The organism is Citromicrobium bathyomarinum (assembly GCF_021021475.1).
In the GTDB taxonomy this organism is placed as follows: Bacteria; Pseudomonadota; Alphaproteobacteria; order Sphingomonadales; family Sphingomonadaceae; genus Alteriqipengyuania; species Alteriqipengyuania bathyomarina.
Map to the genome: position 1 here is coordinate 1,165,365 of NZ_JAINWL010000001.1, position 25,260 is coordinate 1,190,624.

Genomic DNA, 25,260 nt, shown 5'->3' on the forward strand with positions numbered 1-25,260 from the left:
CTCAGGCCGCGTCTTCCGCGTCGAGGCCGTAGGCCGTGTGCAGCACGCGCACTGCGAGCTCGGTCTCGTCCTCGTCGATCATCACCGAGACCTTGATCTCGCTCGTGGTGATCGCCTGGATGTTGATGCCCCTGTCGGCCAGCGCGCGGAACATGTCGCTCGCCACGCCCGCGTGGCTCTTCATGCCGACGCCGACCACGCTGATCTTCGCGATATGGCTGTCGGTGATGATCCGGTTGTAGCCGATCGCCTCGCGCTTGTCCTCCAGCAGGGCCTGCGCACGCGCGAGGTCGGTCTGGGGGATCGTGAAGGTCACGTCGGTCTCGCCCTTGTCGCGGCCCACGTTCTGGATGATCATGTCGACATTGATGCTGGCCTCGGCCAGCGGGCCGAAGATCTCCGCCACCGCGCCCGGCTTGTCGGGCACGCGGGTGAGGATGATCTTGGCTTCGTTCTTGTCGTGCGCGATGCCGGTGACGAGCTTGCGTTCCATTTTTCCCTCTTCGACCATCCGCTCCATTTCTTCCTCGGAGACGATCAGCGTGCCCGGCAGATCGTCTGCCGGGGTCGCGTCATCGTCCACGAAGCTGGAGAGCACCTGTATGCGTACACCTTCCTTCATCGCGAGGCTGACAGAGCGGGTCTGCAGCACCTTCGCGCCGACGGAGGCGAGTTCGAGCATTTCCTCGTAGGTCACCGCCTTGAGCTTGCGCGCCTTGGCGACGATGCGCGGGTCGGTGGTGTAGACCCCGTCGACATCGGTGTAGATATCGCAGCGGTCCGCCTTGACCGCTGCCGCAACCGCGACCGCGCTGGTGTCCGACCCGCCCCGGCCGAGCGTGGTGACGCGCCCTTCCGCGCTCAGCCCCTGGAAGCCCGGGATCACCGCAATCGTGCCCTCGGTCATGCTGGCGAGCAGCGCATCGCTGTCGATCGCATCGACGCGCGCCTTGGCATGGGCCTCGATCGTGCGAATCGGAAGCTGCCAGCCGAGCCAGCTGCGCGCCTTCTGCCCCAGCGACTGGAGCGTCATCGCGAGCAGGCCGGAGGTGACCTGTTCCCCGCTCGCCACGACCACGTCGTATTCCGCCGGGTCGTAGAGCGCGTGGGCTTCTCGGGCGAAGTTGACCAGCCGGTCCGTCTCGCCCGCCATTGCGGAGACGACCACCGCAACCTCGTTCGCCGGCCCGCCGTCTTTAGGGGCAGCCTGCTTGCGCACGATCTGCGCCACACGCCGAATGCGCTCGGTCCCCGCCATCGAGGTCCCGCCGAATTTCATCACGATCCGCGCCAAGGGCGAAGCCTTCCTCGCTGGTGCCACTTTCGGCGCGGTGTTAGGGAGCGGGGATGAGCGATGCAACAGCAACCATTCGCCCCGATGAAGCGGCCCATTTCGGCGCACTGGCAGCGGACTGGTGGGACCCGAAGGGCTCCTCCGCCATGCTCCACCGGCTGAACCCGGTGCGGCTGGGCTTCATTCGCGAGTCGATCGACCGCCACTGGGGCGGCGATATCGAGAGCGCTTCGCCGCTTGCGGGCAAGGCGGCGGTCGACGTCGGCTGCGGCGCGGGCCTGCTGTGCGAGCCCTTGTCGCGCCTTGGCGCCGAGGTGACGGGCGTCGATGCCGCACCCGAGAATGCCGCCGCCGCCGCCGCCCATGCCGAGGCTGCCGGGCTCGACATCCGCTACATGGCGGGCGAGATCGGCACGCTGGACCTTGGCAGTTTCGACCTCGTCACCTGCATGGAGGTGATCGAGCATGTCGCGGACAAGCCCGCCTTCCTCGCTGCGCTCACCGCCAAACTTGCCGATGACGGCCTCCTGATCCTGTCGACCCCCAACCGGACCGCCGCCAGCCGCCTGCTGCTGGTCGGAGCGGCGGAGGCGGTCGGCGCAGTGCCGAGGGGCACGCACCACTGGGACGACTTCGTGACGCCCGAGGAGCTGACCGACCTGCTAGCCGATGCGGGCCTGACCGTCACCCAGACCCAGGGCATTGCCTGGCGTCCGGGCAAGGGCCTGCACCTGTCGGACGATATGAGCCTCAACTACATTCTCGCCGCCCGGCGCGCCTAGTCTGCCCGCACCAGCCCGGGATCGTCGGTGAAGTAGCCGTCGACCCCGGCGGCCTTGAGCAGCTTCACCAGCCCCCGGATATCGCCGATCCCGTTCTCGCTGGCGTCCGATCGCAGCGATGCGGGCAGGAACACGTTTTCCTTGCGCACGGTCCACGGGTGAACCTTCAGCCCCGCCGCATGGGCATCGCGCACAAGATCGGTCGGCGTGCCGTCGTCGCCGAGCACATGGCCCATCCACGGGCCGATCCCGTCGGCATAGGTCGCCACTTCGGCGAGGCCGGTCGGCGTCATGATCCCCGCCCAGGTCATTCCCGGCTCGTCATAGGGGCCGCCTTCGGGGCGGATCAGCAGGATCAGCGGTGCGTCGATCATCTTGTCGAGCCGTTGCAGCGGCGCGATGTCGAACACCTGGACGAACACGTCCGAGTCCGCGCCATCCAGCCCTTCCTGCTTCAGCTGCCGGACCAGCAGGTCGACCGTATCGATCCCGCTTTCCTGCAACAGCCAGGTGGGGTGCTTGAGTTCCGGATAGAGCCCGATCTTGCGGCCGGTTTCGGCCTCCTTGGCACGCTTGAGCGCGATGATGTCGGCAAAGGTCGGGATCGCGTAGAGCCCGTCGAAGCGCGCATTGGCCGGGCGCAGCGCGGGCATCCGCTCCTTCGCGCGCAGCGTCTGCAATTCGGCCAGCGTGAAGTCCTCCGCGAACCAGCCGTTGACCATCTGGCCCTCGATGTTCTTGGTCCGGCGGCGGTCCGCAAACTCGGGATGGTCGGCGACATTGGTCGTCTCGCCGATCTCGTTCTCGTGCCGGGCGACCAGCACCAGATCCTTGGTCACCACCAGATCGGGCTCGATATAGTCGGCCCCCTGGTCGATCGCGCGCTCATAGCTGGCGAGCGTGTGTTCGGGCCGTTCGCCGCTCGCACCGCGATGCGCGATCACCAGCATGTCGCCATCGGCATTGACGGGGGTCAGATCAGCCACGTCTTGCGCGCTCGCACAGACGGGTGACAGGGCGATGGCCAGTGCCCCAAGCCATTTCAGCACAATTCATCCTTCCATTCCGGTTCCCTGAAGCCGACCAGCAGGCCGCCCTCATGCTCGAGTACGGGGCGTTTGATCAGGCTTGGATGTTGCACCATCAAGGCAATCGCCTTCTCTTGCCCGAGATCGGCCTTGTCGCCTTCGTCCAGCTTGCGAAACGTCGTCCCGCGCTTGTTGAGCAGCACTTCCCAGCCCGCGGCATCGGCCCAGCCACCGACCTCATCGGCGCTCGGCGGGTCCTTCTTGAAGTCGCGGAAGCTGTGCTCGATGCCCTGCGCCTCCAGCCACTTCCTCGCCTTCTTGACCGTATCGCAATTGGGAATGCCGTTGAGCGTGGTGGTCATGCGTCCTCTTCGTCTGGCTCATCATGTTGGTAGTGGGTCACCTGCGGGTCGAGGCAGGTGAACATCGTGTACCGGGCATAGTGGTGCTTCCTGCCCGCGCCCTGAACGCCGGCATGGTCCGGGTGGCAGCGCCACGCCTTGGCCGCCTCGCGCGTCGCCCATTCGGAGATCGTCACCGTCTCGCCATCATCGGCGGCATAGGTCTTCACGGCGAGGAAGCCGCGCTGCTCGCGTGCGAGCGCCTCCATCGCATCGGCGTGTTCGGCATAGGCCGCCGCGTCGTAGCCGGCGCGTTTGCGGCTGCGGAAGACGACCAGATACATCAGTCGATTCGCCCGCCAGCCGCCGCGCGGCTGACACACCTGACACACTGTCCAGAGACACAAAACGCCCCGCCGGGCAGGTGCCGTGGCGGAGCGTCTGGCAAGCGGTGGGCGTGGCTCGACATGAGCGCGGACTTAGCGCGCCACGCATGATTAGGACAGCGCCATGCACCGCGCCGCCCGATGATTTCCCCTAGCCGAAGCGGAAATCGAGAATCCGGCCCGAGGAGCTGAAGGCGCAGGTGAACTGGTCGCGCGACCGGTCGCGCACGTCGATCCGGCCCTGCACGGTAAAGACGCCGCGCTCGCGTTCCTCGGCATAGGTGATCTGGACCCGGCCATAGCGGCTTGCCTCGCGCCCGCAGGCGTTCACCGCCGCGCGCTCGAACTCGCTGTTCTGGCGGTAGGAATAGCCGTAGCCGTCACCATACCCGTCGCCATAGCCGCCACCAAAACCATCATTATAGCCGCCGCCCGGACCGTAGCCGTCATCGTAGCCATAGCCGGTGCCATAGGCGCAACCGCCCAGCAGCAGCGTGCCGGCGAGCAGAGCGGGAATCATCAGTTTACGCATGGAATCTCTCCCCATTGAATCGCGAGGCCACCAATCCCGCACCTGGAATGGAGTCTCTACGATCGGAGAAATCCTGTGTTCCCGCCGTGGCTTAGCAGCGCGAGGCTGAGCGGCGGGGTATGGGGCCTAGGGCGCGTGGGCATCGGCGATCGCGACCGCCAGCGCATCCGCCGCGTCCGCCCCGGCGATGGTCACCCCCGGCAGCAGCACCTTGAGCATCGCCTGCACCTGCCTCTTCTCCGCCGCGCCGGTGCCGACGACCGATTTCTTGACGTAGCGCGCGGCATGTTCGCGCACGTCGAGCCCGTGCGCGCCGCACGCGGCCAGCACGCTGCCGCGCGCCTGCGCCAGCTTGAGCGTGGATTTGGGATTCTTGTTGAGGAAGATTTCCTCGCACGCCCCTCGCACGGGCCGATACTGCTCAATCACCACCGCCAGCTCGCGCTGCAGCTGCGCCAGCCGCTCGGTCATCGGCGCTTTCGCATCGGTCGCGATCTGCCCGTTAGCGATGTGGGAGAGGCGCGATCCCTCGCTGCGGATCACGCCCCAGCCGGTGCAGGTGAGCGAGGGATCGAGGCCGAGGATGATGGTCATAATCTAAACCCTCCCGCTCGCGGGAGGGTCGCGAGACTTGGCGAGCCCACGGCGAGACCTAGTCGCAGCGGGGTGGGCTCTCGCGAGCCCATGCCCACCCCCGGCCCCTCCCGCAAGCGGGAGGGGAGCGGTCTGGCCTAGTCCAGCTTCTCCATCACCTCGTCGGAGATGTCGTAGTTGCCCCAGACGGTCTGCACGTCGTCGTCATCGTCGAGCGCGTCGATCAGCTTCAGGAGCGTGCCCGCGTTCTTCTCGTCCATGTCGACGGTCAGGTTGGGCTTCCACGCCAGCTTCACGGTCTCGGCCGAACCGAGCGATTTTTCGAGCGCTTCGGCGACCGCGTGCAGGTCGTCGGGCGCGGTCCAGATTTCGTGGCCGTCATCGGTGCTGGCGATATCTTCCGCGCCCGCTTCCAGCGCGGCTTCCAGCACCTTTTCCTCGTCGCCCGCATCGGCGGGATAGACGATCAGGCCGAGCCGTTCGAACCCGTGCGCAACCGAACCTTCGGTGCCCAGGTTGCCGCCGTTCTTGGAGAACGCGGTGCGGATATTGGTCGCGGTGCGGTTGCGGTTGTCGGTCAGCGCCTCGACGATGATCGCGCTGCCGCCCGGGCCGTAGCCTTCGTAACGCACTTCCTCGTAGTTATCGCCGTCATTGGCGGAGGCCTTGTCGATCGCGCGCTGGATATTGTCCTTGGGCATCGACTGCGCCTTGGCCGCGTTGACCGCGAGCCGCAGGCGCGGGTTCATGTCCGGATCGGGCATGCCCATCTTCGCCGCGACGGTGATCTCGCGGGAAAGCTTGGAAAACAGGTTGGACCGTTTCTTGTCCTGCGCACCCTTGCGGTGCATGATGTTCTTGAATTTGGAATGGCCTGCCATGGGAACCTGCAAAAAGTGATGCTTTTCAGGGACCCCGGACTGGAGCCCCGTCAGACAGTCGGCACTAGCGAAGGTCGGCGCGAACGACAACGCCGTGTCGCCTGCGCGTTTCGATTGGACAGTGCGAACTAGATCCGCACCGCGGTACCGCTGGCGCTCACCATCAGCATCGAACCGGTATCGCCGATCACCTCGTAATCGAGATCGACCCCGACCACCGCATTGGCGCCCAGCTTCTGCGCCTCGGCCTGCATTTCCTGAATCGCGTCGTGGCGCGCTTCTTTCAGCACCTTTTCATAGGAGCCTGCGCGCCCGCCCACGATGTCGCGGATGCCCGCGAACAGGTCGCGGAACATGTTCGCGCCGATGATCGCCTCGCCGGTCACGATGCCGAGGTAATCCTGCACCGGGCGCCCTTCGACGGTGGGCGTGGTGGTGACGATGATGCCGCTCTCGGCGGTCTTCCACGGGCTAGCCATTGACGATGATTCCTCCGTTGGGGTGCAGTACCTGGCCCGACATATAGGACGAATCCTCGCAGGCAAGGAAGAGGAAGGCGGGCGCGACCTCGTTGGGCTGGCCGGGGCGGCCCATCGGCGTATCCTCGCCGAAATCGTCCATGTTCTCCGGCGGCTGACCGCCCATGGGGTTGAGCGGGGTCCAGATCGGGCCCGGCGCGACGGCGTTCACGCGGATGCCATCCTCGATCAGGTTCTCGGACAGCGAGCGGGTGAAGGCTGTGATCGCGCCTTTGGTGGCGCTGTAATCGAGCAGGATCGGCGCCCCCTTGTACATCGTCACGCTGGTGCAGTTGACGATCGCCGCGCCCTTCTTCAGGTGCGGGCGCGCGGCCTGCACGAGGTAGAACTGGCTGAAGATGTTGGTCTGGAAGGTGCGCTGGAGCTGCTGCGCGGTGATGTCGGTCACATCCTCGTCGGGATGTTGTTCACCCGCATTGTTGACCAGCACATCCAGCGCGCCGAAGCGGTCGATCACAGCGTCGATCAGCCCCTGGCAGTGGTCCGGATCGCCCAGGTCGCCGGCGGAGAGCATGACCTCAGCCCCCTCGGCCTCGCACGCCTCGCGGGTGATGTTCGCATCGTCATGCTCTTCGAGATAGGCGATCGCGACATTCGCGCCCTCGCGCGCGAACAGCACCGCGACCGCGCGGCCGATGCCGCTGTCGGCACCCGTCACCAGCGCGGTCTTGCCTTTCAGCCGCCCCGATCCGGGATAGCGCGGCTGCCACTGCGGCTTCTTGTCGAGGTCGGTCTCGTGCCCCGGCATCCGCGGTTCTTCGGATGTCTCGGGGACGAAGGCGGTGTCGGTTTCGGTCGGCTGGGTCATCGGCGGGCATCCTTGAAAAGAGGGGCTTTTCCTCTCTCAAGCAGCGCCCCGCCCGATGGGTTCCGGCACCCGCTTTTGTTAAGCGGGCAAGCCGGCTCAACCCATGCCGAGCGCGGCCTTGTAGGTGTCGAGGATCATTTCCTGTTCGCTGCGGTCGTCGGGCTTCATCTTCCGCAGGCGCACGATCTGGCGCATGATCTTGGGGTCGTAACCGACCGCCTTGGCCTCGGCATAGACGTCGCGGATATCGTCGGCGATGCCCTTCTTCTCTTCTTCGAGGCGTTCGATGCGCTCGATCAGCAGGCGCAGGCGGTCGTCGGTGGTCTCGGCCATTTGGGGGTAATCTCCGGTAAGGGGTAGAATCGGTCGGCCGCTGGGTAGCCAGCAGGCACCGGATCGTGAACCCGGCGCGTGCCTAATCCACGCGATTCTTCTTGAGGCTCGCTTCCATCCGGTCGAGCTGTTCCTGCGTGGCCGGTGTCTGCCGGGTCGCCTTCCACTCGTCCTGCGGCATTCCGTGGATCAGTTCGCGCGCCTGCGCCTTGTCGCCGTCATAGCCTGCATCGCGGATCCAGTCCGCCAGGCAATTGCGGCAGAAGCCGGAAAGCCCCATCAGATCGATGTTCTGTGCATCGTGGCGATGGCGCAGGTGGCGCACCAGCCGCCGGAACGCGGCGGCGGCGACCGCATCGTCCAGCTGGTCGAGGGGATCGGGTGATTGCGCCATGGCGGGGCTCCTTTGGCTCTTGTCTTGCAACATTCCCCTGCCATAGCCTCCGGTCATGCCCAAGCCCGATCCCCAGCTCAGCCCCAGAAGCCGCAAGGTCAAGATCCTCGCCACCGTCGGCCCCGCCAGCAGCGACCCGGAGATGCTGCGCCGCCTGTTCCGTGCCGGGGTCGATGCGTTCCGCGTCAACATGAGCCATGGCGAGCAGGCGACCCACGCGAAGACCATCGCCGCGATCCGCGCGCTGGAGAAGGAATTCGACCGCCCGATCGCGATCCTCGCCGATCTACAGGGGCCCAAACTGCGCGTCGGCACTTTCAGGGACGGGAAGGCAGTGATCCGCCATTCGGGGCACTTCACGCTCGATCGCGACCCGACGCCGGGCGACGAAACCCGCGTCCACCTGCCCCACCCCGAGCTGTTCGGCATTCTCGAAAAGGGCCAGCGGCTGCTGATCAACGATGGCAAGATCCGCCTCAAGGTGATCCGCGCGGACGAGGACGCGATTTTGTGTTCGGCCGAAGTCGGCGGGGTCATCTCCGACCGCAAGGGCGTCAACGTGCCAGATGCCGAAATCCCGATCCCCGCACTGACCGACAAGGACCGCAAGGATCTGGCCTTCGCGTGCGAACAGGGCGCGGACTGGATCGCATTGAGCTTCGTCCAGCGGCCCGAGGATGTGGCCGAAGCGCGCAAGCTGATGACCGCGACCGACGGGATGATGCCCGCGCTGTGCGCCAAGATCGAAAAGCCCAGCGCGGTGCGCCGTCTGAAAGAGATCGTCGAACTGTCCGACGGGATCATGGTCGCGCGCGGCGATCTGGGCGTGGAGCTCGATCCCGAAGACGTGCCCCCGCTGCAGAAGCGGATCGTCGACATGACCCGGCAGGCGGGCAAGCCGGTGATCGTGGCGACGCAGATGCTCGAATCGATGATCGAGAGCCCTGCGCCGACGCGCGCCGAAGTCTCCGATGTCGCCAACGCGGTGTACGACGGCGCAGATGCGGTGATGCTCAGCGCCGAGACTGCGGCGGGCGAATGGCCCGAGGAAACCGTCGCCATCATGGACCGGATCGTGACCAAGGTGGAGCAGGACGAGGGCTATCGCGCGCGGATGAAGTTCCTCGAGACGAAGGCCGATCCGACCACCGCCGACGCGCTCAGCCATGCCTGTTCGACCATTGCCGAGACGGTCAGCGTGGCGGCGATCACCGTGTTCACCTTCTCCGGATCGACCGCGCGGCGCGTCGCGCGCGAGCGGCCTTCGGTGCCGATGCTGGTGCTGACCCCGCAGAAACGGGTCGCCCGGCGGGTTGCGCTGCTGTGGGGCGCGCACGCGGTGGTGACGCGCGACATTCACAGCTTCGAAGAGATGATCGGCAAGGGCAAGCGGATGGCGCTGCGCCACGGCTTCGGCAAGGCGGGCAACAAGCTGATCGTGCTCGCGGGGGTGCCCTTCGGCACCCCGGGCAGCACCAACCTGCTGCATGTCGTCTCGCTCAGCGGCGACGAGCTGGAAAAACACCAAGGTTGATGTCAATGCTATGCCATGTCGATCGAAGATAGTGAATTCGATGAGCTAGAGAAGAAGCTCAGGCCAAACCGAAAGAGCGCACTGGTTAAGGTCGATGAACGCATAAGACAGCTCGAACGGTTCCGGTTTTGGTTTGTCGTGATCGCGATTGGCGGGACGATCCTTCTCGCCGTTTCACGCAGCTTCCAAGTTGAAGGCTTGCTTTGGCTCGGGGTCGGCATGTCAGCTGTAGGTTTGGTTTTGACTGCCGCTATCGATTATCGAAAAATCGATTTGACCAAATATTTTACGTTGGCTGAAGATACCGCATTAACGGCGATCGAAGCCGGTAGAAAGCTTGAAGCGGTAATTGCTGAACGGTCTGTATTGGATCGTAAGAGGCTAGCTTATCGCGAAGCAGCCAATGCAATGCGCGAAGGCTTGGAGCAGTCCTTATTATCCCCAACTTCCACCCTCGTGACAGCTCTTGAGTTCATGCTGCAGAGCGCCGAACCAAAATTGATTGAAGCAATTGGATTAGAAGGTAGCGAAGGCTGGGCGATTTCGATTTTCATGCGAACAGGGAATGGCGGATCGGCGAGAATGTCGCCGGTTTGCGGTATCCGCTCAAAACTCCTTCCGCCTCCGACACGACCACGCGCATGGCCAAAGAACAAGGGATTGGTCGGCGTCGTTTGGCATACCGGCCGAGATGCGATCATCGCGGATTACACCGACCCCCAAGTCCTTCAAGATTACCCGGTGCCAACCGACCTGAAGCGTACCACTGACGCGGAAAGGTATGCTTCGATGGCCGGCATCCCTGTCATCGTCGGACCTGACCAGAAAATCAGGGGCGTGGTCGCTGCATCGACCGATGCCAAGGGTCGGTTCAAACGCGACCCTCAGAACAATCTGGCACAGTCCGTTGATACGGTAAGGATGGTGGCGAAATTTGTTGCATTGGCAATCGCAAGCTTCGACGCGCGGGATAATTAGATTGAAGATTCCGGAGCAATTGTTATAAATTCAGCATGCGCAGCGATAGCAAGATCATCGGAATTGACACCGATCCCTTCGAGGACATCGATCGCAAGCTCCAAGTTGCGATCGCCGAGGCAGCACAAGCGAAGTTCGAGCACCGCGGCAATACCGGGGAAGCTCTGGCAAAGGTCCATCGCTTAATGGACCAGCGTGCAAACCTCGGATCAAGGGGTATGCGGGCCCTAGGCTAGGGCCGAATTCCGGACTGAGAATCAAACCCTTCCAGAAACGCCGCGACGTTCGCGCCCAGCGCATCGACCGCGTAGCCGCCTTCCATCACCACCAGCGCCGGCAGGTCGAGCGTGGCGATCATCCCGCCCATCGTGGCGTAATCCTCTCGCTTTAGCTTGAAATGCGAGATCGGGTCTTCGGCGAAGGTATCCGCGCCGTAGGAGACGATCAGCAGGTCCGGCCCATGCGCGCGCACCGCGTCCAGCGCGGTATCGAGCGCGGGCGCATAGCCCGACCAGTCGGTCCCCTGCGGCAGTGGCAGATTGAGCGTCGCGCCCTCGCCCTGCCCGCTCCCGCGCTCGTCGGCATGGCCCCAGTAGAAGGGAAAATCGGTCTTCGGATCGGCGTGGATCGAAGCAAACAACACCTCGCCATCATCGTAGAAGATGTCCTGTGTGCCGTTGCCGTGGTGGTAATCGACATCGAGGATCGCGATCCGGCGCACCCCACGCGCCTGCGCTGCGCGCGCGGCGATGGCGGCGTTGTTGAGGTAGCAATAGCCGCCCATGTAATCCGCCCCGCAATGGTGCCCGGGCGGGCGACACAGCGCGAGGGCAGCGTTGTCTCCGCCCAGTACGGCATCGAGCGCGGTCAGCGCGCTTTGCGCTCCGCCATAGGCCGCTGCCCACGTTCCGGCGGCGATCGGGGTCGAGGCGTCCATCGAGAAGGCCCCGATCTTCGCGTCGATCCTGTCGAGCGCCAGCGCGCGGCGTGCGACCACCGGGAAGACATAGCCCATCGCATCGCCCTCACGTCCGGCGGCGAGCCACAGGTCGTGCGCCTCGCGCAGGAAGGCGGCATAGGCGGGGTCGTGGACCGCGAGGATCGGCTCGATCCCGAAGTCGCGCGCGGGTTCTCCCGGGCCGAGCGCGTCGAGCAGCGCGGCGAAGCGCGCGGGGCTTTCGGCAAAGTCCATCCACCCGCCATTATGCAGTTCGCGCTGCGGCGCGTGGCGCGCCTGTCCCGGATCGGAAAAGTGCCGCATGGTGAGCTTAGCCAGCCGCCCGCCCAAGCCGCGCGCGGGCTTCGTCTTCACCGATCAGCGGCAGCAGCTCGCCCATGTCGGGGCCGTGGTCCATGCCGGTCAGCGCCTGACGCAGCGGCAGGAACAGCGGCTTGCCCTTGCGCCCGGTGCGCTCTTTCAGCGTCGAGGTCAGCGCGCCCCACGGGTTGTCGCCCCATGTCAGCGCATCCGCCGCGTCGGCCAGAAACGCACGGTCTTCGTCGGAGAATGCGGGCTGCTTGATCGGCCCGGTGACCAGCCGCCAAAGCTCGGCCGCCTCGCCGACATGCGACAGGTTGGGCCGGATCGCGTGCCAGCCCGCCTCGTCGATTCCCCCGGGCAGGCGGTCCTCCACCTGCGCATAATCCATCTGGTGGACGATCGCCGCGTTGAGCCGCTCCAGCTCCGCCTCGTCGAACTTGGCCGGCGCGCGGCCGAAGCTCTCCAGATCGAAGCCTTCGATCAGCGTCGCACGGTCGGCGATCGGCTCGACCGGCTGACTGGTGCCCAGCCGCGCCAGCAGCGAAAGGATCGCCTCCGGCTCGATCCCCTGCTCGCGCAATGCCTCGCACGACAGCGAGCCGAGGCGCTTGGACAGCTTGCCCTCCTTGCCGACCAGCAGCGCGGTGTGGCCGAAGCGCGGGAAGCTGTCGATCACATCGCAGTGATCGGGCCCGACCCCGGCCGCATGCAGGGCGGTGAACATCTGCACCTGGACGGCGGTGTTGGACACATGGTCCTCCCCGCGCAGCACGTCGGTCACGCCCATGTCCATGTCGTCGATCACGCTTGGCAGCATGTAGAGCCAGCTGCCGTCGGCGCGGCGGATAACCGGATCGGAAAGCTGCGCGGGATCGAATTTCTGCGGGCCGCGCACGCCGTCTTCCCACGCAATCAGTTCGTCATGGTCGAGCTTGAAGCGCCAGTGCGGGGCGATGCCTTCGGCTTCCTTCGCGGCGCGCCCGTCCTCGCTCATCGAGAGCGCCGCGCGGTCGTAGATCGGGGGCAGGCCGCGCCCCAGCGCGATCTTGCGCTTCAGCTCCAGCTCCTGCGCGGTCTCGTAGGCGGGATAGACCCGGCCTGCGTCCTTCAGCTTGGCAAAGGCATCCTCGTACAGATCGAGCCGCTGCGACTGGCGAAACTCGGCATCGGGTTCCAGCCCCAGCCAGGCGAGGTCTTCGCGGATCGCGGTGACATATTCCTCGCGGCTGCGCTCTGCGTCGGTGTCGTCGATGCGCAGCAGGAACTTGCCCCGCCCTTCATCATCGCCCTTCCGGGCAAGCAGCCAGTTGTGAAGCGCGGTGCGCAGGTTGCCGACGTGGAGGCGGCCCGTGGGTGAAGGCGCGAAGCGGGTGACGATCATGGCAAGCAGCGCTACTCGCGCGCTCGCACGCCTTCAAGCGTGTGTCGCTGCTCGGGCTAGGCCACCTGGCAGCGGATCGGGTGGACGTTGGAGGCGATTTGCTCCGGCGCGGGCCGGTGATCGGGCTGAGCATCTTGCGGCGCAGCGGAGGGTCGGGCCGCCAGCTCGCTCTCCATCGGGCGCGAGATGTAATAGCCCTGCGCCTCCTGGCAGCCGTGCCGTTTCAGCCAGTCGTACTGCTCCTTCGTCTCGACGCCCTCGGCAGTGGTTTCCATGCCCAGCGCCCGGGCGAGCATGATGACATTGCGGACGATCGCCTGGCAATCGGCGCGCTCCAGCATTTCCGAGACGAAGCATCGGTCGATCTTGATCTTGTCGAAGGGGAAGGCGCGCAGGTAGTTGAGCGAGGAATAGCCCGTCCCGAAATCGTCGAGCGCGATCCGCACGCCCAGATCGCGCAGGCGATGGAGCAATTCCACATTGCTCTCGCTGTCGTGCATCAGCGCGCTCTCGGTGATCTCGATCTCGACCCTCTGCGGGTCGATCTGCGCTTCGACGATGGCGTTGGTCAGCACGGTGACGAGGTTCGGATTGCACATCTGCACTGGCGAGAGGTTGATCGCGATCCGGTGCGGCTCGTCCCAGCTGGCCGCTTCCTCGATCGCCTGGCGGATGATCCATTCGCCCAGCGGGATGATCAGCCCGGTCTCTTCCGCGATATCGATGAACTCGCCCGGCAGGATCCGCCCGCGCACGGGATGTTCCCACCGAACAAGCGTTTCCTTGCCGGTCCACTTGCCGGTCTTGAGGCACACCTGCGGCTGGTAGACGAGCGTGAACTGCCCTTCCGTGATCGCGGTGCGCAGGTCCAGCTCCAGATTGCGGCGGGCGTGTTCGTTGTGATTGAGCGAGGGGTCGTAATCGGCGAAGGTCGACCGGCCGGCGCGCTTGGCGGCATACAGCGCAAGGTCGGCCTGGCGCATCAGCTCTTCGCCGTCGATGCTGTCATCCTCGCTGTAGCCGACCCCGACCGAGGCGGACACGCGCACCGTCTGCCCATCGATATTGAACGGCTGCGCCATCGCTTCCACGATCCGCTCCGCACACTGGTGGACCGCTTCGAGATTGCGCACCCGGGTCAGCAGGACCGCGAATTCGTCGCCTCCCAGCCGCGCGGCGAGATCATGTTCGCGGATCACGCCGAGAATCCGGCGCGCAGCCGCGCGGACCAGCCCGTCGCCGACATGATGGCCGAGCGTGTCGTTGACCGACTTGAAGTGGTCGAGGTCGATATAGAGCAGCGCGATCCGCCGCCGCCTGCCGGTTCCGGCAAGCATTTCGTTCAGGCTTTCGTTGAACAGATGGCGGTTGGCGAGCTCGGTCAGCTGGTCGTAACGGGCCATCCGCGCGACCCGCTGTTCGGTCTGGCGGCTCTCGGTCACATCGCGCAGCACACCGCGCACGGAGCCGTCGCTGGCCGGATTGCCGGAGATGGTCCACCAGCGCTTTTCGCTGCCCACGGTGATTTCCAGTGCAAGATCGCGGAACCGCACCCGGTCGAGCAGCAACGTCGCCAGCCTCTCTCGCGCCGGGCCGGCATCGAACAGGCCGACCAGCTCGCGCCCTTCAAGAAAGTCGCGGTCGACCCCGGCGGCATGGCCGAAGCGTTCGCATACGTTCATCAGGCAATTGCCCTCGTCGACCTCCCACAGCCAGTCGGACGAGGACTCCTCGTATTCGTGGAGCAGCAGCTTGACCGTTTCGGCGGTCCGTCGCTGGTCGAACTGTTCGCGGCAGGACTGTTCGAACTGGCGCCCCTGCCGCCGGGTCGAACGGATCAGCGCGTAGCCGAACGCGAGCGCGAGCATGAGCGAGGGCCAGGAAAATTCGTCTCTCATGGTGAAGGACAGCACTGCTGCCGCCAGCATCGCCCCGCCCAGATAACTGGTCAGCGGCGCAGGCATCGAGCGGTAGGCGATCACCGAAGATGCCAGCAGTCCCGCGGTCAGGACCGCGAAGAACACCGGATGCGCATTGAACAGGGTGGGGAAGAACACCACCGCGCCCAGCACCCAGAACGCGGTTTCGGTGTTTGCGGCAATCTGCAGTTCACGGTGGAACTTGCGAAGGTGCGTGACATCGATCGTGTCGGGATAGAAATCCAGCGAGAGACGCCATTGGCGGAAATTGCAAAAGGCAATCGTTGCCGCCCACGGCAAGCCGTAGGTGGCGGCAGGATGGCCCCACAGCGCGACCACGCAGGCCAGCGCCGCGAAAGAATGAAGCGCGCATAGCGATGGCAGATGGGACGTCAGTTCACGCAGTCGCCAGGCGAGCAGAAGATTGCGCTCCCCCAGAATCGCCATCTGTTTGTCTATCACACAGCGTCCCTCCTCGCGGCAAGCGATTAGCCAGCAAGTCTTAAGGGACCATCAAGCAAACAGCCACGTTTTTGAAACAAAAGTGCTGGTTGACGACATTTTTTCTGCAGTGAATTGAACCATGGGTCGAATGACCGCTCACAGGTTCAGCGCGCAACGGGTCGGCGCCTCATTCGGCGAGCGTCAGCCCGCTCGCCGTCGCCGAACCTTTACTGACCGAACAGCGTCAGGCTGCGCCCATGGCCGGACAGGCGCACCCCGTTGTGCGGCGTACGCTCGATCCGGTCGGCGGCGCGGATCGCGTCCATCACCTCGGCCAGACGCGGCGGAGGCGCAATTTTGCAGACAGGCGCAGCCGGGTCGGGGCGGGTGTCGCCCGCGATCACTTCGAAACGCGCGCCGGAGATGCGGTAGGCCACGTGCGCCCCGGCGCAGCGCGGGGTCCACCAGATTTCATGCTCGTCGGCGCTCAGCGCGATGCCGTAGGGTTCATCGAAGTCCTCGCCATCGATCCCGGCCACCCGCCACTCCCCTGCGAGCGTCGTGGGCGCGGCAGGGATTGCGGGGTGGAGCGCGATGCTCGCCCCAGCCCGTGACAGCATAACCGAACCGTCTGCAGCTTGCACCGCGCTCCACCGGCCTTCGAGCGCGTCGAGCACGCGCGGCAGATCCTGCGGGTAGCCGATCTCGCAGACGACCTGCTCGCCATCTCGCTCGGGCCGGGCGAATTCGATCCCGCTGCCCGCTGCGCGGTATGAGATCGACTGGCCCGCGCAGTCCGGTTCCCACACCAGCGAATCGCCCCGACCGGTCAGCGCGATCGGATGGGGCAAAGCCTCGCCAGCGATCCTTGCAATCACCCACTTGCCGGCAAGGTCGGGCATGGGCGCCGCGTCTGGCGCGCTGTTCGCCGACCCCGCAGCGCGCGCTCCGTCCTCCCCAGCCTGCCCGGCGGGGCCGACGCAGGCGCTCACGACCAGCATCGCGGCCAGAAGGGCAGACGAACCGGCAAGGCGGACGGGAGTGATGCGCATGGTCTGTATCCTGTGTGCCGGGGGAACGCATTCCGGCGTGAAAAAGGCCCCGGAAGATCGCTCTTCCGGGGCCCCTTTCTCTTCGCCGTGGCGTGAACCTGCGCTTACTCTTCGGCAGCGCCCGCTTCATCTTCGCCGGTCTGCAGGTATTCGCCCGCATCGGCGTCGGTGCCGTGGGTCGCGCCTTCCATCTTGGCGAGCGGATCGTCTCCGGTCGCCGCTTCCGGACCCTGCGCCAGTTCGGCCTTGCGCTCTTCTTCCGCCGTTTCGGCAGCGATGATCGCTTCCTGAGCCTTCTTCCAAGAAGCCTTGAGCGCGGCGTCGCGGCTCGACGCGGTGACCCGCATCCGGTTCATGGTCGCGCCCGTGCCCGCCGGGATGAGGCGGCCCACAATGACGTTTTCCTTGAGCCCGATCAGCGAGTCGCGCTTGCCTTCGACCGAAGCCTGGGTGAGCACGCGGGTCGTCTCCTGGAACGACGCGGCCGAGATGAACGAACGCGTCTGGAGCGAGGCCTTGGTGATCCCGAGCAGAACCGGCTTGCCCTGTGCGGGCGTCTTGTTCCGGCCAAGCTTCGAGTTGACCTCGTTCATTTCCTCCAGATCGACCTGTTCGCCCGGCAGCAGCACGGTGTCGCCGCCATCGGTGATCTCGACCTTCTGCAGCATCTGACGAACGATCGTCTCGATGTGCTTGTCGTTGATCTTCACGCCCTGCAGTCGATAGACTTCCTGGATCTCGTTCACGAGATACTCGGCCAGCGCTTCCACGCCCAGCACGTCGAGGATGTCGTGCGGGTTGGGCGAGCCCGAGATCAGGGTGTCGCCCTTCTTCACGAAGTCGCCTTCCTGAACGTCGATCACCTTGGTCTTGGGGACCAGGTACTCGACGGCTTCACCCTCCTCCGGAACGATCGCGATCTTGCGCTTCGCCTTGTATTCGCGGACGAATTCGATCCGTCCGGAGATCTTGGCGATGATCGCGTTGTCCTTCGGAATACGCGCTTCGAACAGCTCGGCAACACGCGGCAGACCGCCGGTGATGTCGCGCGTCTTGGCGGCTTCGCGGCTGGCACGGGCAAGGATGTCGCCCGCTTCGACCTCTTGGCCATCCTCGACCGAAAGCGTGGTGCCCGGCGCCAGCATGTAGCGCGCAGCCTCGTTTTCCTCGTCGGTGCTGCCTTCGTTGAAGAGGGTGAGACGCGGACGCAGCTCTTCCTTCTTCTTGCGGCCGGTCGCCCGGTTCTCGGTCACGACGCGCTGGGCAATGCCGGTGGCATCGTCGACGCGCTCTTCCAGGGTCGAGCCTTCGACCAGATCGAGGAACTTCACCACACCCGACTGCTCGGTGATGATCGGCAGCGAGAACGGATCCCACTCTGCCAGACGATCGCCTTCGGAGACCTTCTCGCCATCCTTGTGCATCAGCACAGTACCATAGGGCACCTTGTGGATCTCGCGCTCGCGGCCTTCCTTGTCGATCACTGCCAGTTCGCCATTGCGGGCGAGCGACAGGATACGGCCCTTCTTGTCGGTGATCGTCGGCATGTCGCGATAGACGACCTTACCGTCGGACACCGATTCGAGGTGGCTGGTTTCGTTGAGCTGCGCCGCACCGCCAATGTGGAAGGTACGCATGGTCAGCTGCGTGCCCGGCTCGCCGATCGACTGCGCCGCAATGACGCCGACCGCTTCGCCGATGTTCACCGGCGTACCGCGGGCGAGGTCACGCCCGTAGCAGGTGGCGCACACGCCCTGGTCGGCTTCGCAGACCAGCGGCGAGCGGATCTTGGCGACCTGCACTTCGGCCTCTTCGATCGCCTTCACCATCGGCTCGTCGAGCAGAGTGCCCGCCTTCGCGATGACTTCGCCGGTGGCAGCGTTCACCGCGTCCTCGGCCAGGGTCCGGCCCAGGATACGTTCTGCCAGCGATGCGATCACCGAACCGCCCTGGACGATGGCGCGCATGTCCAGGCTGTTGTTGGTCTTACAATCCTCGACCACGATCGTGCAGTCCTGCGACACGTCGACCAGACGACGGGTGAGGTAGCCCGAGTTGGCGGTCTTCAACGCGGTATCCGCAAGGCCCTTACGAGCCCCGTGGGTCGAGTTGAAGTATTCGAGGACGGTCAGGCCTTCCTTGAAGTTCGAGATGATCGGCGTTTCAATGATCTCGCCCGAAGGCTTGGCCATCAGGCCGCGCATACCCGCGAGCTGCTTCATCTGCGCGGGCGAACCACGCGCACCGGAGTGGCTCATCATGTAGATCGAGTTGATCTGCGCTTCCTTGCCGTTCTCGTCGATCGGGCGCGACTTGATCTTGTCCATCATGGCGTCGGCCACCTGGTCGCCGCAACGGCTCCAGGCGTCGATCACCTTGTTGTACTTTTCCTGCTGCGTGATCAGGCCGTCCTGATACTGCTGCTCGTAATCCGCGACGAGGGACTTGGTCTGTTCGACCATGCCTTCCTTCGATTCAGGGATTTCCATGTCGTCCTTGCCGAAGGAGATGCCGGCCTTGAACGCGTAGCGGAAGCCGAGCGTCATGATCGCGTCGGCGAACAGCACCGTGTCCTTCTGGCCGGTGTGGCGGTACACCTCGTCGATCACGTCGCCGATGTCCTTCTTGGTAAGAAGGCGGTTGACGATGTCGTAGGGCACCTTGTGGTTCTTCGGCAGGCACTCGCCGATCAGCATGCGGCCCGGGGTCGTGACGAAGCGCTTCATCTCGGCCTTGCCGTTCTCGTCCGTTTGCGGGACGCGGGTGATGATCTTGGAGTGCAGCGTCACCGCATTGGTTTCGAGCGCGTAGTGAATTTCGCTCATGTCGGCGAAGCGCGGCAGCTTCTCGATCTTGTCGTCGCCGTCCTCGATGAACTCGGGCGTCTTCTCCTGCCGTTCCATCGACAGGTAGTAGATCCCCAGCACCATGTCCTGCGAAGGCACGATGATCGGCTTGCCGTTGGCGGGGCTGAGGATGTTGTTGGTCGACATCATCAGCACGCGCGCTTCGAGCTGGGCTTCGAGGCTCAGCGGCACGTGGACGGCCATCTGGTCACCGTCGAAGTCGGCGTTGAAGGCCGAACAGACGAGCGGGTGCAGCTGGATCGCCTTGCCTTCGATCAGCACGGGCTCGAACGCCTGGATGCCCAGACGGTGCAGCGTGGGCGCGCGGTTCAGGAGAACCGGGTGCTCGCGGATCACCTCGTCGAGGATGTCCCACACTTCCTTGCGCTCGCGCTCGACCCACTTCTTGGCCTGCTTGAGCGTCATCGAGAGACCCTTGGCGTCCAGACGCGCGTAGATGAACGGCTTGAACAGCTCGAGCGCCATCTTCTTGGGCAGACCACACTGGTGCAGCTTCAATTCCGGCCCGGTCACGATGACCGAACGGCCCGAATAGTCGACGCGCTTACCCAGAAGGTTCTGGCGGAAGCGGCCCTGCTTGCCCTTGAGCATGTCGGACAGCGACTTGAGTGGACGCTTGTTGGCGCCCGTGATCACGCGGCCACGACGGCCATTGTCGAACAGCGCGTCGACCGATTCCTGCAGCATGCGCTTTTCGTTGCGCACGATGATGTCGGGCGCGCGCAGCTCGATCAGGCGCTTGAGGCGGTTGTTACGGTTGATGACGCGGCGATAGAGGTCGTTGAGGTCGGACGTCGCGAAACGGCCGCCATCCAGCGGCACCAGCGGGCGCAGCTCGGGCGGGATCACGGGGACGACTTCGAGGATCATCCATTCGGGGCGGTTGCCCGATTCGATGAAGCTTTCGACGACCTTGAGGCGCTTGATGATCTTGGCGGGCTTGAGCTTGGACTTGGTGGTCTCCAGCTCTTCCAGCAGATCGGCCTTTTCCTGTTCGAGGTCGAGGTCCATCAGCAGGTGCTTGACCGCTTCCGCGCCGATCCCGGCGGTGAAGGCGTCTTCGCCGTATTCATCCTGCGCTTCGAGCAGCTCGTCTTCGGTCATCAGCTGGTAGCGTTCCAGCGGGGTGATGCCCGGCTCGGTGACGATGTAGTTTTCGAAGTAGAGAACCCGCTCGAGAACCTTGAGCTGCATGTCGAGCAGCAGGCCGATGCGCGAGGGTAGCGACTTGAGGAACCAGATGTGCGCGACCGGCGCGGCCAGTTCGATGTGGCCCATGCGCTCGCGGCGGACTTTCGTGACGGTCACTTCGACGCCGCACTTTTCGCAGACGACGCCCTTGTACTTCATGCGCTTGTACTTGCCGCACAGGCACTCGTAGTCCTTCACCGGGCCGAAGATACGCGCGCAGAACAGACCGTCACGCTCGGGCTTGAACGTGCGGTAGTTGATCGTCTCGGGCTTCTTGATCTCGCCGAAAGACCACGAACGGATACGCTCGGGGCTGGCGATACCGATCTGGATCTCGTCGAAGGTTTCCGGCTTCGCGAGCTGGTTGGTGAATTTGGTCAGTTCGTTCATTTCTCAATCCCTCTTGGGGGTGAAATCCGTATCTCGATCAGTTGCCGGTGGCTGGGAGTCGAACCCGCACCCCGTTGCCGGGGACCACTGGAGTGGTGCGTCTACCGTTCCGCCACACCGGCCTGATCTTTACTCCGCCGCGATCTGCATGCCGTCTTCGTCGTCCTCGTCCGCGATGGACTTGAGTTCGACGTTGAGGCCCAGCGAGCGCATTTCCTTGACGAGCACGTTGAAGCTCTCCGGAATGCCCGCTTCGAAGGTGTCGTCGCCCTTGACGATCGCTTCGTAGACCTTCTGGCGGCCGACCACGTCGTCCGACTTGACGGTGAGCATTTCCTGCAGGGTGTAGGCCGCGCCGTATGCCTGCAGCGCCCAGACCTCCATCTCGCCGAAACGCTGTCCGCCGAACTGCGCCTTGCCGCCCAGCGGCTGCTGGGTGACGAGCGAGTACGGGCCGATCGAGCGTGCGTGGATCTTGTCGTCGACGAGGTGGTGCAGCTTGAGCATGTAGATGATGCCCACGGTCACCTTGCGGTGGAAGGCATCGCCCGTGCGCCCGTCAAACAGGATCGACTGGCCGTCCGCATCCAGACCCGACTTGGTCAGCTGGGTGGTCACGTCGCTTTCACGGGCACCGTCGAACACCGGGGTGCCCATCGGCACGCCGCGGGTCAGGTTGCCCGCCAGCTCCGCGATTTCCTCGCCCGAGCGGCTATCGATCGAATCGTGATAGTCCTCGCCGTAGATTTCCTTCAGCTTGTCCTTGATCACCGCAGGCGGTTCACCGGGTTCAGCATCGGGGTTCTTGGCGCGCCAGTCTTCCAGCGCATCCTTGATCTGGTGCCCGAAGCTGCGGGCCGCCATGCCGAGATGCGTTTCGAAGATCTGCCCGACGTTCATGCGCGAGGGCACGCCGAGCGGGTTGAGCACGATGTCGACCGGCGTCCCGTCGGCGAGGAACGGCATGTCCTCTTCCGGCAGGATGCGGCTGATGACACCCTTGTTCCCGTGACGGCCGGCCATCTTGTCGCCCGGCTGCAGCTTGCGCTTCACCGCGACGAAGACCTTGACCATCTTGAGCACGCCCGGGGCGAGTTCGTCGCCGCGTTCGAGCTTTTCCTTACGGTCCTCGAACTTGGCGTCGATCACCTTCACGGCGTCGTCGTACTGGCCCTTGATCGCTTCGAGCTGCGCCTGGCGATCATCGTCTTCCACCGCGAACTTGAACCATTCGTGGCGGTCGACGCTCTCGATCACCTCGTCGGTCAGCTCGGTGCCCTTCTTGATGCCCTTGGGCGCGGCCGAAGCGGTCTGGCCGACCAGCATGTCCTTCAGACGGTTGTAGGTCGCCCGGTTGAGGATGGCGCGTTCGTCGGCGCTATCCTTGCGCAGACGCTCGATTTCCTCGTTCTGGATCGCGCGGGTACGGTCGTCGATCTCGATCCCGTGGCGGTTGAACACGCGGACTTCCACGACCGTGCCGGCAACGCCCGGCGGCAGGCGAAGCGAGGTGTCGCGCACGTCGCTGGCCTTTTCGCCGAAGATGGCGCGCAGAAGCTTTTCTTCCGGCGTCATCGGGCTTTCACCCTTCGGCGTGATCTTGCCGCACAGGATATCGCCCGGGTGTACTTCGGCCCCGATGTAGACGATGCCCGCCTCGTCGAGGTTGCGCAACGCTTCCTCGCCCACGTTCGGGATGTCGCGGGTGATGTCTTCCGGCCCGAGCTTGGTATCGCGCGCCATCACCTCGAATTCCTCGATGTGGATCGAGGTGAACACGTCGTCCTTCACGATGCGTTCGGAGATGAGGATACTATCCTCGTAGTTGTAGCCGTTCCACGGCATGAACGCGACGAGGCTGTTCTTGCCCAGCGCCAGTTCGCCCAGATCGGTCGAGGGGCCGTCGGCAATGACGTCGCCCTGCTCGACCGTTTCACCCACCTTCACCAGCGGGCGCTGGTTGATGCAGGTGTCCTGGTTGGAGCGCTGGAACTTCTGCAGCGTGTAGATGTCGACGCCCGACTGGCCGGGTTCGACATCGCCGATCGCGCGGATCACGATACGCGTGGCGTCGACCTGGTCGACGATGCCGCCACGGCGGGCGGTGATCGCCGCGCCGCTGTCACGCGCCACGGTCTCTTCCATGCCCGTGCCGACCCACGGCGCCTCGGCCTTCACCAGCGGCACCGCCTGGCGCTGCATGTTGGCGCCCATCAGTGCGCGGTTGGCGTCATCGTTTTCCAGGAACGGGATGAGCGATGCACCGACCGAGACGAGCTGCTTGGGGCTGACGTCCATCAGCGTGATGGTTTCACGAGGAGCCATCAGGTTGTCGCCGCTCTGACGGGCGGAGACCAGCTCTTCCACGAAGCTGCCGTTCTCGTCGAGTTCCGCCGAAGCCTGCGCGACGGTGTGCTTCTGCTCTTCCATCGCCGACAGGTAGACGACGTCGCTGGTCACCTTGCCGTCCACAACCTTGCGGTAGGGGGTTTCGATGAAGCCGTACTTGTTGACGCGGCTGAACGAGGCGAGCGAGTTGATCAGACCGATGTTCGGGCCTTCCGGCGTCTCGATCGGGCAGATACGGCCATAGTGCGTCGGGTGAACGTCGCGGACTTCGAAGCCCGCACGCTCACGGGTAAGACCGCCCGGCCCGAGCGCCGAAACGCGGCGCTTGTGGGTGACTTCCGAGAGCGGGTTGGTCTGGTCCATGAACTGCGAGAGCTGGCTGGAACCGAAGAACTCGCGCACCGCGGCCACGGCGGGCTTCGCGTTGATCAGGTCGTTCGGCATCACGGTCGACACGTCGACCGAGCTCATGCGCTCCTTCACCGCGCGTTCCATGCGCAGCAGGCCGACGCGGTACTGGTTTTCGAGCAGTTCACCGACCGAACGCACACGGCGGTTGCCGAGGTTGTCGATGTCGTCGACTTCGCCCTTGCCGTCCTTCAGGCCGACCAGTTCCTTGACCACGGCAAGAATGTCTTCCTTGCGCAGCGTGGTCACGGTGTCTTCGGCGTCGAGTTCCAGACGCATGTTCAGCTTCACGCGGCCGACGGCGGACAGGTCGTAGCGCTCGCTATCGAAGAACAGGCCTTCGAACAGCGCTTCGGCGGTTTCCTTGGTCGGCGGCTCACCCGGACGCATGACCTTGTAGATCGCTTCCAGGCCCTCGTCGCGGTTCTCGGCCTTGTCGGCCTTCAGCGTGTTGCGGATCCACGGGCCGGTGTTGACCTCGTCGATGTCGAGCAGTTCGACCTGGTCGACGCCCGCAGCGTCGAGCACTTCGAGGTGCTCGGGCGTCACTTCGTCGCCCGCCTCGATATAGATGCGACCGGTCGATTCATCGATCATGTCGCGCGCGGCGTAGCGGCTGAAGATTTCCTCGCTCGGCAGGAGCAGAGTTTCGAGGCCGTCCTTTTCCGCCTTGTTGGCGGCACGCGGGCTGATCTTCTGGTTGGCGGGGAACACTTCTTCGCCGGTCTTTGCGTCGACCAGCGGGAAGGTCGGCTTGGCGCCGCGCCACTGTTCCGCAACGAACGGAATGGTCCAGCCGTCCTTGGCGCGCTGCCACACGACGGTGTCGTAGAAGTGGTGCAGAATCTCTTCGCGGTCGAGGCCGAGGCCGTAGAGCAGCGAGGTGACCGGCAGCTTGCGCTTGCGGTCGATCCGGACGTTGACGATGTCCTTCGCGTCGAACTCGAAGTCGAGCCACGAGCCGCGGTAGGGAATGACGCGCGCGGCGAACAGCAGCTTGCCCGAGGAGTGGGTCTTGCCGCGGTCATGGTCGAACAGGACGCCCGGCGAACGGTGCATCTGCGAGACGATCACACGCTCGGTACCATTGACGATGAAGGTGCCGTTCTCGGTCATGAGCGGCATGTCGCCCATGTAGACTTCCTGCTCCTTGATATCGAGCACGGAACGGGCTTCGGTGTCCTGGTCCACTTCGAACACGATCAGGCGCAGCGTGACGCGCATCGGCGCGGCATAGGTAATGCCACGCTGGCGGCATTCGGTGGTGTCGTACTTGGGCGGTTCGAGTTCGTAATCGACGAAGTCGAGTTCGGCCGTGCCGGCGAAGTCGCGGATCGGGAACACGCTGCGGAGCGTCTTTTCAAGGCCCGAGACGTAGTCGATCTGCTTGTCGGAGCGCAGGAACTGCTCGTAGCTTTCGCGCTGAACCTCGATCAGGTTCGGCATCTGCACGACTTCGTGAATATCGCCGAAGATCTTGCGGATGCGGCGCTTGGCAGTGCCGGTCTTGGCCGTGCCGCGCTTCATCGGAAGCTTGGCGTCGTCGTTCGCGCTCTTGGTCGCCATAAGTCGAG

The 25,260-nt window shown here is 64.6% G+C and carries 21 protein-coding genes and 1 tRNA gene; 4 read left to right on the top strand and 18 right to left on the bottom strand.

From position 1 onward, the window contains the following. Position 1 precedes the first annotated feature (1 nt). Positions 2 to 1,294 (bottom strand): aspartate kinase, encoded by a 1,293-nt coding sequence (locus K7H93_RS05885; RefSeq protein ID WP_420840374.1) that lies wholly within the window; start codon positions 1,292 to 1,294, stop codon positions 2 to 4. Positions 1,295 to 1,347: 53 nt separating this feature from the next. Here K7H93_RS05885 and ubiG point away from each other — a divergent pair, with 53 nt between their 5' ends. Beyond that, entirely contained in the window at positions 1,348 to 2,076 is a 729-nt protein-coding gene (ubiG, locus tag K7H93_RS05890; protein ID WP_230782881.1) for a bifunctional 2-polyprenyl-6-hydroxyphenol methylase/3-demethylubiquinol 3-O-methyltransferase UbiG, read from the top strand. Here ubiG and K7H93_RS05895 read toward each other — a convergent pair. From K7H93_RS05895 to K7H93_RS05940, 10 genes are all read right to left on the bottom strand, one after another. Continuing rightward, the gene (locus K7H93_RS05895) at positions 2,073 to 3,062 is read right to left on the bottom strand and encodes a glycerophosphodiester phosphodiesterase (RefSeq protein ID WP_230782882.1); all 990 of its coding nucleotides are present in this window, start codon (positions 3,060 to 3,062) and stop codon (positions 2,073 to 2,075) included. The two genes, ubiG and K7H93_RS05895, sit on opposite strands and share 4 nt — an antisense overlap. 56 nt (positions 3,063 to 3,118) lie before the next feature. Next, the gene (locus K7H93_RS05900; RefSeq protein ID WP_230782883.1) at positions 3,119 to 3,466 is read right to left on the bottom strand and encodes an arsenate reductase; all 348 of its coding nucleotides are present in this window, start codon (positions 3,464 to 3,466) and stop codon (positions 3,119 to 3,121) included. Then, the gene (locus tag K7H93_RS05905; protein WP_230782884.1) at positions 3,463 to 3,789 is read right to left on the bottom strand and encodes an antibiotic biosynthesis monooxygenase family protein; all 327 of its coding nucleotides are present in this window, start codon (positions 3,787 to 3,789) and stop codon (positions 3,463 to 3,465) included. Before K7H93_RS05905 ends, K7H93_RS05900 begins: the two co-directional genes overlap by 4 nt. A 193-nt stretch (positions 3,790 to 3,982) precedes the next feature. After that, a complete protein-coding gene (locus K7H93_RS05910) occupies positions 3,983 to 4,363 on the bottom strand; it encodes a hypothetical protein (protein WP_230782885.1) in 381 nt (126 codons plus the stop codon). A gap of 126 nt (positions 4,364 to 4,489) precedes the next feature. After that, on the bottom strand, positions 4,490 to 4,957 hold the full coding sequence (gene ruvC / locus K7H93_RS05915) for a crossover junction endodeoxyribonuclease RuvC (protein ID WP_230782886.1): 468 nt from the start codon (positions 4,955 to 4,957) through the stop codon (positions 4,490 to 4,492). 137 nt (positions 4,958 to 5,094) lie between these two features. Next, positions 5,095 to 5,838: a YebC/PmpR family DNA-binding transcriptional regulator gene (locus K7H93_RS05920; RefSeq protein ID WP_054523387.1), complete on the bottom strand. Its 744-nt coding sequence runs from the start codon at positions 5,836 to 5,838 to the stop codon at positions 5,095 to 5,097. A gap of 128 nt (positions 5,839 to 5,966) precedes the next feature. Next, on the bottom strand, positions 5,967 to 6,317 hold the full coding sequence (locus K7H93_RS05925) for a heavy metal-binding domain-containing protein (protein WP_230782887.1): 351 nt from the start codon (positions 6,315 to 6,317) through the stop codon (positions 5,967 to 5,969). Then, entirely contained in the window at positions 6,310 to 7,185 is an 876-nt protein-coding gene (locus tag K7H93_RS05930) for an SDR family oxidoreductase (protein WP_230782888.1), read from the bottom strand. Before K7H93_RS05930 ends, K7H93_RS05925 begins: the two co-directional genes overlap by 8 nt. A 96-nt stretch (positions 7,186 to 7,281) precedes the next feature. Beyond that, the gene (locus K7H93_RS05935; RefSeq protein ID WP_010233163.1) at positions 7,282 to 7,518 is read right to left on the bottom strand and encodes a DUF2312 domain-containing protein; all 237 of its coding nucleotides are present in this window, start codon (positions 7,516 to 7,518) and stop codon (positions 7,282 to 7,284) included. A gap of 82 nt (positions 7,519 to 7,600) precedes the next feature. Beyond that, complete coding sequence (locus K7H93_RS05940; RefSeq protein WP_010233160.1) at positions 7,601 to 7,912, bottom strand: DUF1244 domain-containing protein; 312 nt, start codon at positions 7,910 to 7,912, stop codon at positions 7,601 to 7,603. A 55-nt stretch (positions 7,913 to 7,967) separates the two neighbouring features. Between K7H93_RS05940 and pyk the strand changes: the two genes are divergently transcribed. The 3 genes from pyk to K7H93_RS05955 are packed head-to-tail and all read left to right on the top strand — an operon-like array spanning position 7,968 to position 10,660. Then, positions 7,968 to 9,446, top strand: coding sequence for a pyruvate kinase (gene pyk, locus K7H93_RS05945; protein ID WP_230782889.1), 1,479 nt, complete (start codon positions 7,968 to 7,970; stop codon positions 9,444 to 9,446). Between the two features lie 15 nt (positions 9,447 to 9,461). After that, positions 9,462 to 10,424, top strand: coding sequence for a GAF domain-containing protein (locus tag K7H93_RS05950; RefSeq protein ID WP_230782890.1), 963 nt, complete (start codon positions 9,462 to 9,464; stop codon positions 10,422 to 10,424). A 35-nt stretch (positions 10,425 to 10,459) separates the two neighbouring features. Beyond that, complete coding sequence (locus K7H93_RS05955) at positions 10,460 to 10,660, top strand: hypothetical protein (protein WP_230782891.1); 201 nt, start codon at positions 10,460 to 10,462, stop codon at positions 10,658 to 10,660. On the opposite strand, the gene K7H93_RS05960 is transcribed toward K7H93_RS05955, so the two are convergent. The 7 genes from K7H93_RS05960 to rpoB form a co-directional block, all read right to left on the bottom strand. Next, the gene (locus K7H93_RS05960) at positions 10,657 to 11,685 is read right to left on the bottom strand and encodes a histone deacetylase family protein (RefSeq protein WP_230782892.1); all 1,029 of its coding nucleotides are present in this window, start codon (positions 11,683 to 11,685) and stop codon (positions 10,657 to 10,659) included. The two genes, K7H93_RS05955 and K7H93_RS05960, sit on opposite strands and share 4 nt — an antisense overlap. Positions 11,686 to 11,692: 7 nt before the next feature. Continuing rightward, positions 11,693 to 13,066, bottom strand: a complete 1,374-nt coding sequence (gltX, locus tag K7H93_RS05965; RefSeq protein WP_230782893.1) for a glutamate--tRNA ligase — start codon at positions 13,064 to 13,066, stop codon at positions 11,693 to 11,695. Between the two features lie 56 nt (positions 13,067 to 13,122). Beyond that, positions 13,123 to 15,432: a putative bifunctional diguanylate cyclase/phosphodiesterase gene (locus tag K7H93_RS05970; protein WP_230782894.1), complete on the bottom strand. Its 2,310-nt coding sequence runs from the start codon at positions 15,430 to 15,432 to the stop codon at positions 13,123 to 13,125. A gap of 224 nt (positions 15,433 to 15,656) precedes the next feature. Next, positions 15,657 to 16,481: a hypothetical protein gene (locus K7H93_RS05975; RefSeq protein ID WP_230782895.1), complete on the bottom strand. Its 825-nt coding sequence runs from the start codon at positions 16,479 to 16,481 to the stop codon at positions 15,657 to 15,659. Between the two features lie 104 nt (positions 16,482 to 16,585). Further along, on the bottom strand, positions 16,586 to 20,929 hold the full coding sequence (gene rpoC, locus K7H93_RS05980; RefSeq protein ID WP_230782896.1) for a DNA-directed RNA polymerase subunit beta': 4,344 nt from the start codon (positions 20,927 to 20,929) through the stop codon (positions 16,586 to 16,588). A 42-nt stretch (positions 20,930 to 20,971) separates the two neighbouring features. Next, a tRNA-OTHER gene (locus K7H93_RS05985) sits at positions 20,972 to 21,051 on the bottom strand. Positions 21,052 to 21,058: 7 nt separating this feature from the next. Next, on the bottom strand, positions 21,059 to 25,213 hold the full coding sequence (rpoB, locus tag K7H93_RS05990) for a DNA-directed RNA polymerase subunit beta (protein WP_230783164.1): 4,155 nt from the start codon (positions 25,211 to 25,213) through the stop codon (positions 21,059 to 21,061). Between the last annotated feature and the right edge of the window lie 47 nt (positions 25,214 to 25,260).

What these genes read in the sequence shown, in the direction of transcription:
- rpoB (WP_230783164.1), bottom strand. Translation starts at nt 25,213, where the DNA reads ATGAAGCGCGGCACGGCCAAGACCGGCACTGCCAAGCGCCGCATCCGC.
- K7H93_RS05925 (WP_230782887.1), bottom strand. Translation starts at nt 6,317, where the DNA reads ATGGCTAGCCCGTGGAAGACCGCCGAGAGCGGCATCATCGTCACCACC.
- rpoC (WP_230782896.1), bottom strand. Translation starts at nt 20,929, where the DNA reads ATGAACGAACTGACCAAATTCACCAACCAGCTCGCGAAGCCGGAAACC.
- K7H93_RS05910 (WP_230782885.1), bottom strand. Translation starts at nt 4,363, where the DNA reads ATGCGTAAACTGATGATTCCCGCTCTGCTCGCCGGCACGCTGCTGCTG.
- pyk (WP_230782889.1), top strand. Translation starts at nt 7,968, where the DNA reads ATGCCCAAGCCCGATCCCCAGCTCAGCCCCAGAAGCCGCAAGGTCAAG.
- K7H93_RS05920 (WP_054523387.1), bottom strand. Translation starts at nt 5,838, where the DNA reads ATGGCAGGCCATTCCAAATTCAAGAACATCATGCACCGCAAGGGTGCG.
- gltX (WP_230782893.1), bottom strand. Translation starts at nt 13,066, where the DNA reads ATGATCGTCACCCGCTTCGCGCCTTCACCCACGGGCCGCCTCCACGTC.
- K7H93_RS05960 (WP_230782892.1), bottom strand. Translation starts at nt 11,685, where the DNA reads ATGCGGCACTTTTCCGATCCGGGACAGGCGCGCCACGCGCCGCAGCGC.
- ubiG (WP_230782881.1), top strand. Translation starts at nt 1,348, where the DNA reads ATGAGCGATGCAACAGCAACCATTCGCCCCGATGAAGCGGCCCATTTC.
- K7H93_RS05905 (WP_230782884.1), bottom strand. Translation starts at nt 3,789, where the DNA reads ATGTATCTGGTCGTCTTCCGCAGCCGCAAACGCGCCGGCTACGACGCG.
- K7H93_RS05935 (WP_010233163.1), bottom strand. Translation starts at nt 7,518, where the DNA reads ATGGCCGAGACCACCGACGACCGCCTGCGCCTGCTGATCGAGCGCATC.
- K7H93_RS05950 (WP_230782890.1), top strand. Translation starts at nt 9,462, where the DNA reads ATGTCGATCGAAGATAGTGAATTCGATGAGCTAGAGAAGAAGCTCAGG.
- K7H93_RS05930 (WP_230782888.1), bottom strand. Translation starts at nt 7,185, where the DNA reads ATGACCCAGCCGACCGAAACCGACACCGCCTTCGTCCCCGAGACATCC.
- ruvC (WP_230782886.1), bottom strand. Translation starts at nt 4,957, where the DNA reads ATGACCATCATCCTCGGCCTCGATCCCTCGCTCACCTGCACCGGCTGG.
- K7H93_RS05975 (WP_230782895.1), bottom strand. Translation starts at nt 16,481, where the DNA reads ATGCGCATCACTCCCGTCCGCCTTGCCGGTTCGTCTGCCCTTCTGGCC.
- K7H93_RS05900 (WP_230782883.1), bottom strand. Translation starts at nt 3,466, where the DNA reads ATGACCACCACGCTCAACGGCATTCCCAATTGCGATACGGTCAAGAAG.
- K7H93_RS05940 (WP_010233160.1), bottom strand. Translation starts at nt 7,912, where the DNA reads ATGGCGCAATCACCCGATCCCCTCGACCAGCTGGACGATGCGGTCGCC.
- K7H93_RS05970 (WP_230782894.1), bottom strand. Translation starts at nt 15,432, where the DNA reads ATGGCGATTCTGGGGGAGCGCAATCTTCTGCTCGCCTGGCGACTGCGT.
- K7H93_RS05955 (WP_230782891.1), top strand. Translation starts at nt 10,460, where the DNA reads ATGCGCAGCGATAGCAAGATCATCGGAATTGACACCGATCCCTTCGAG.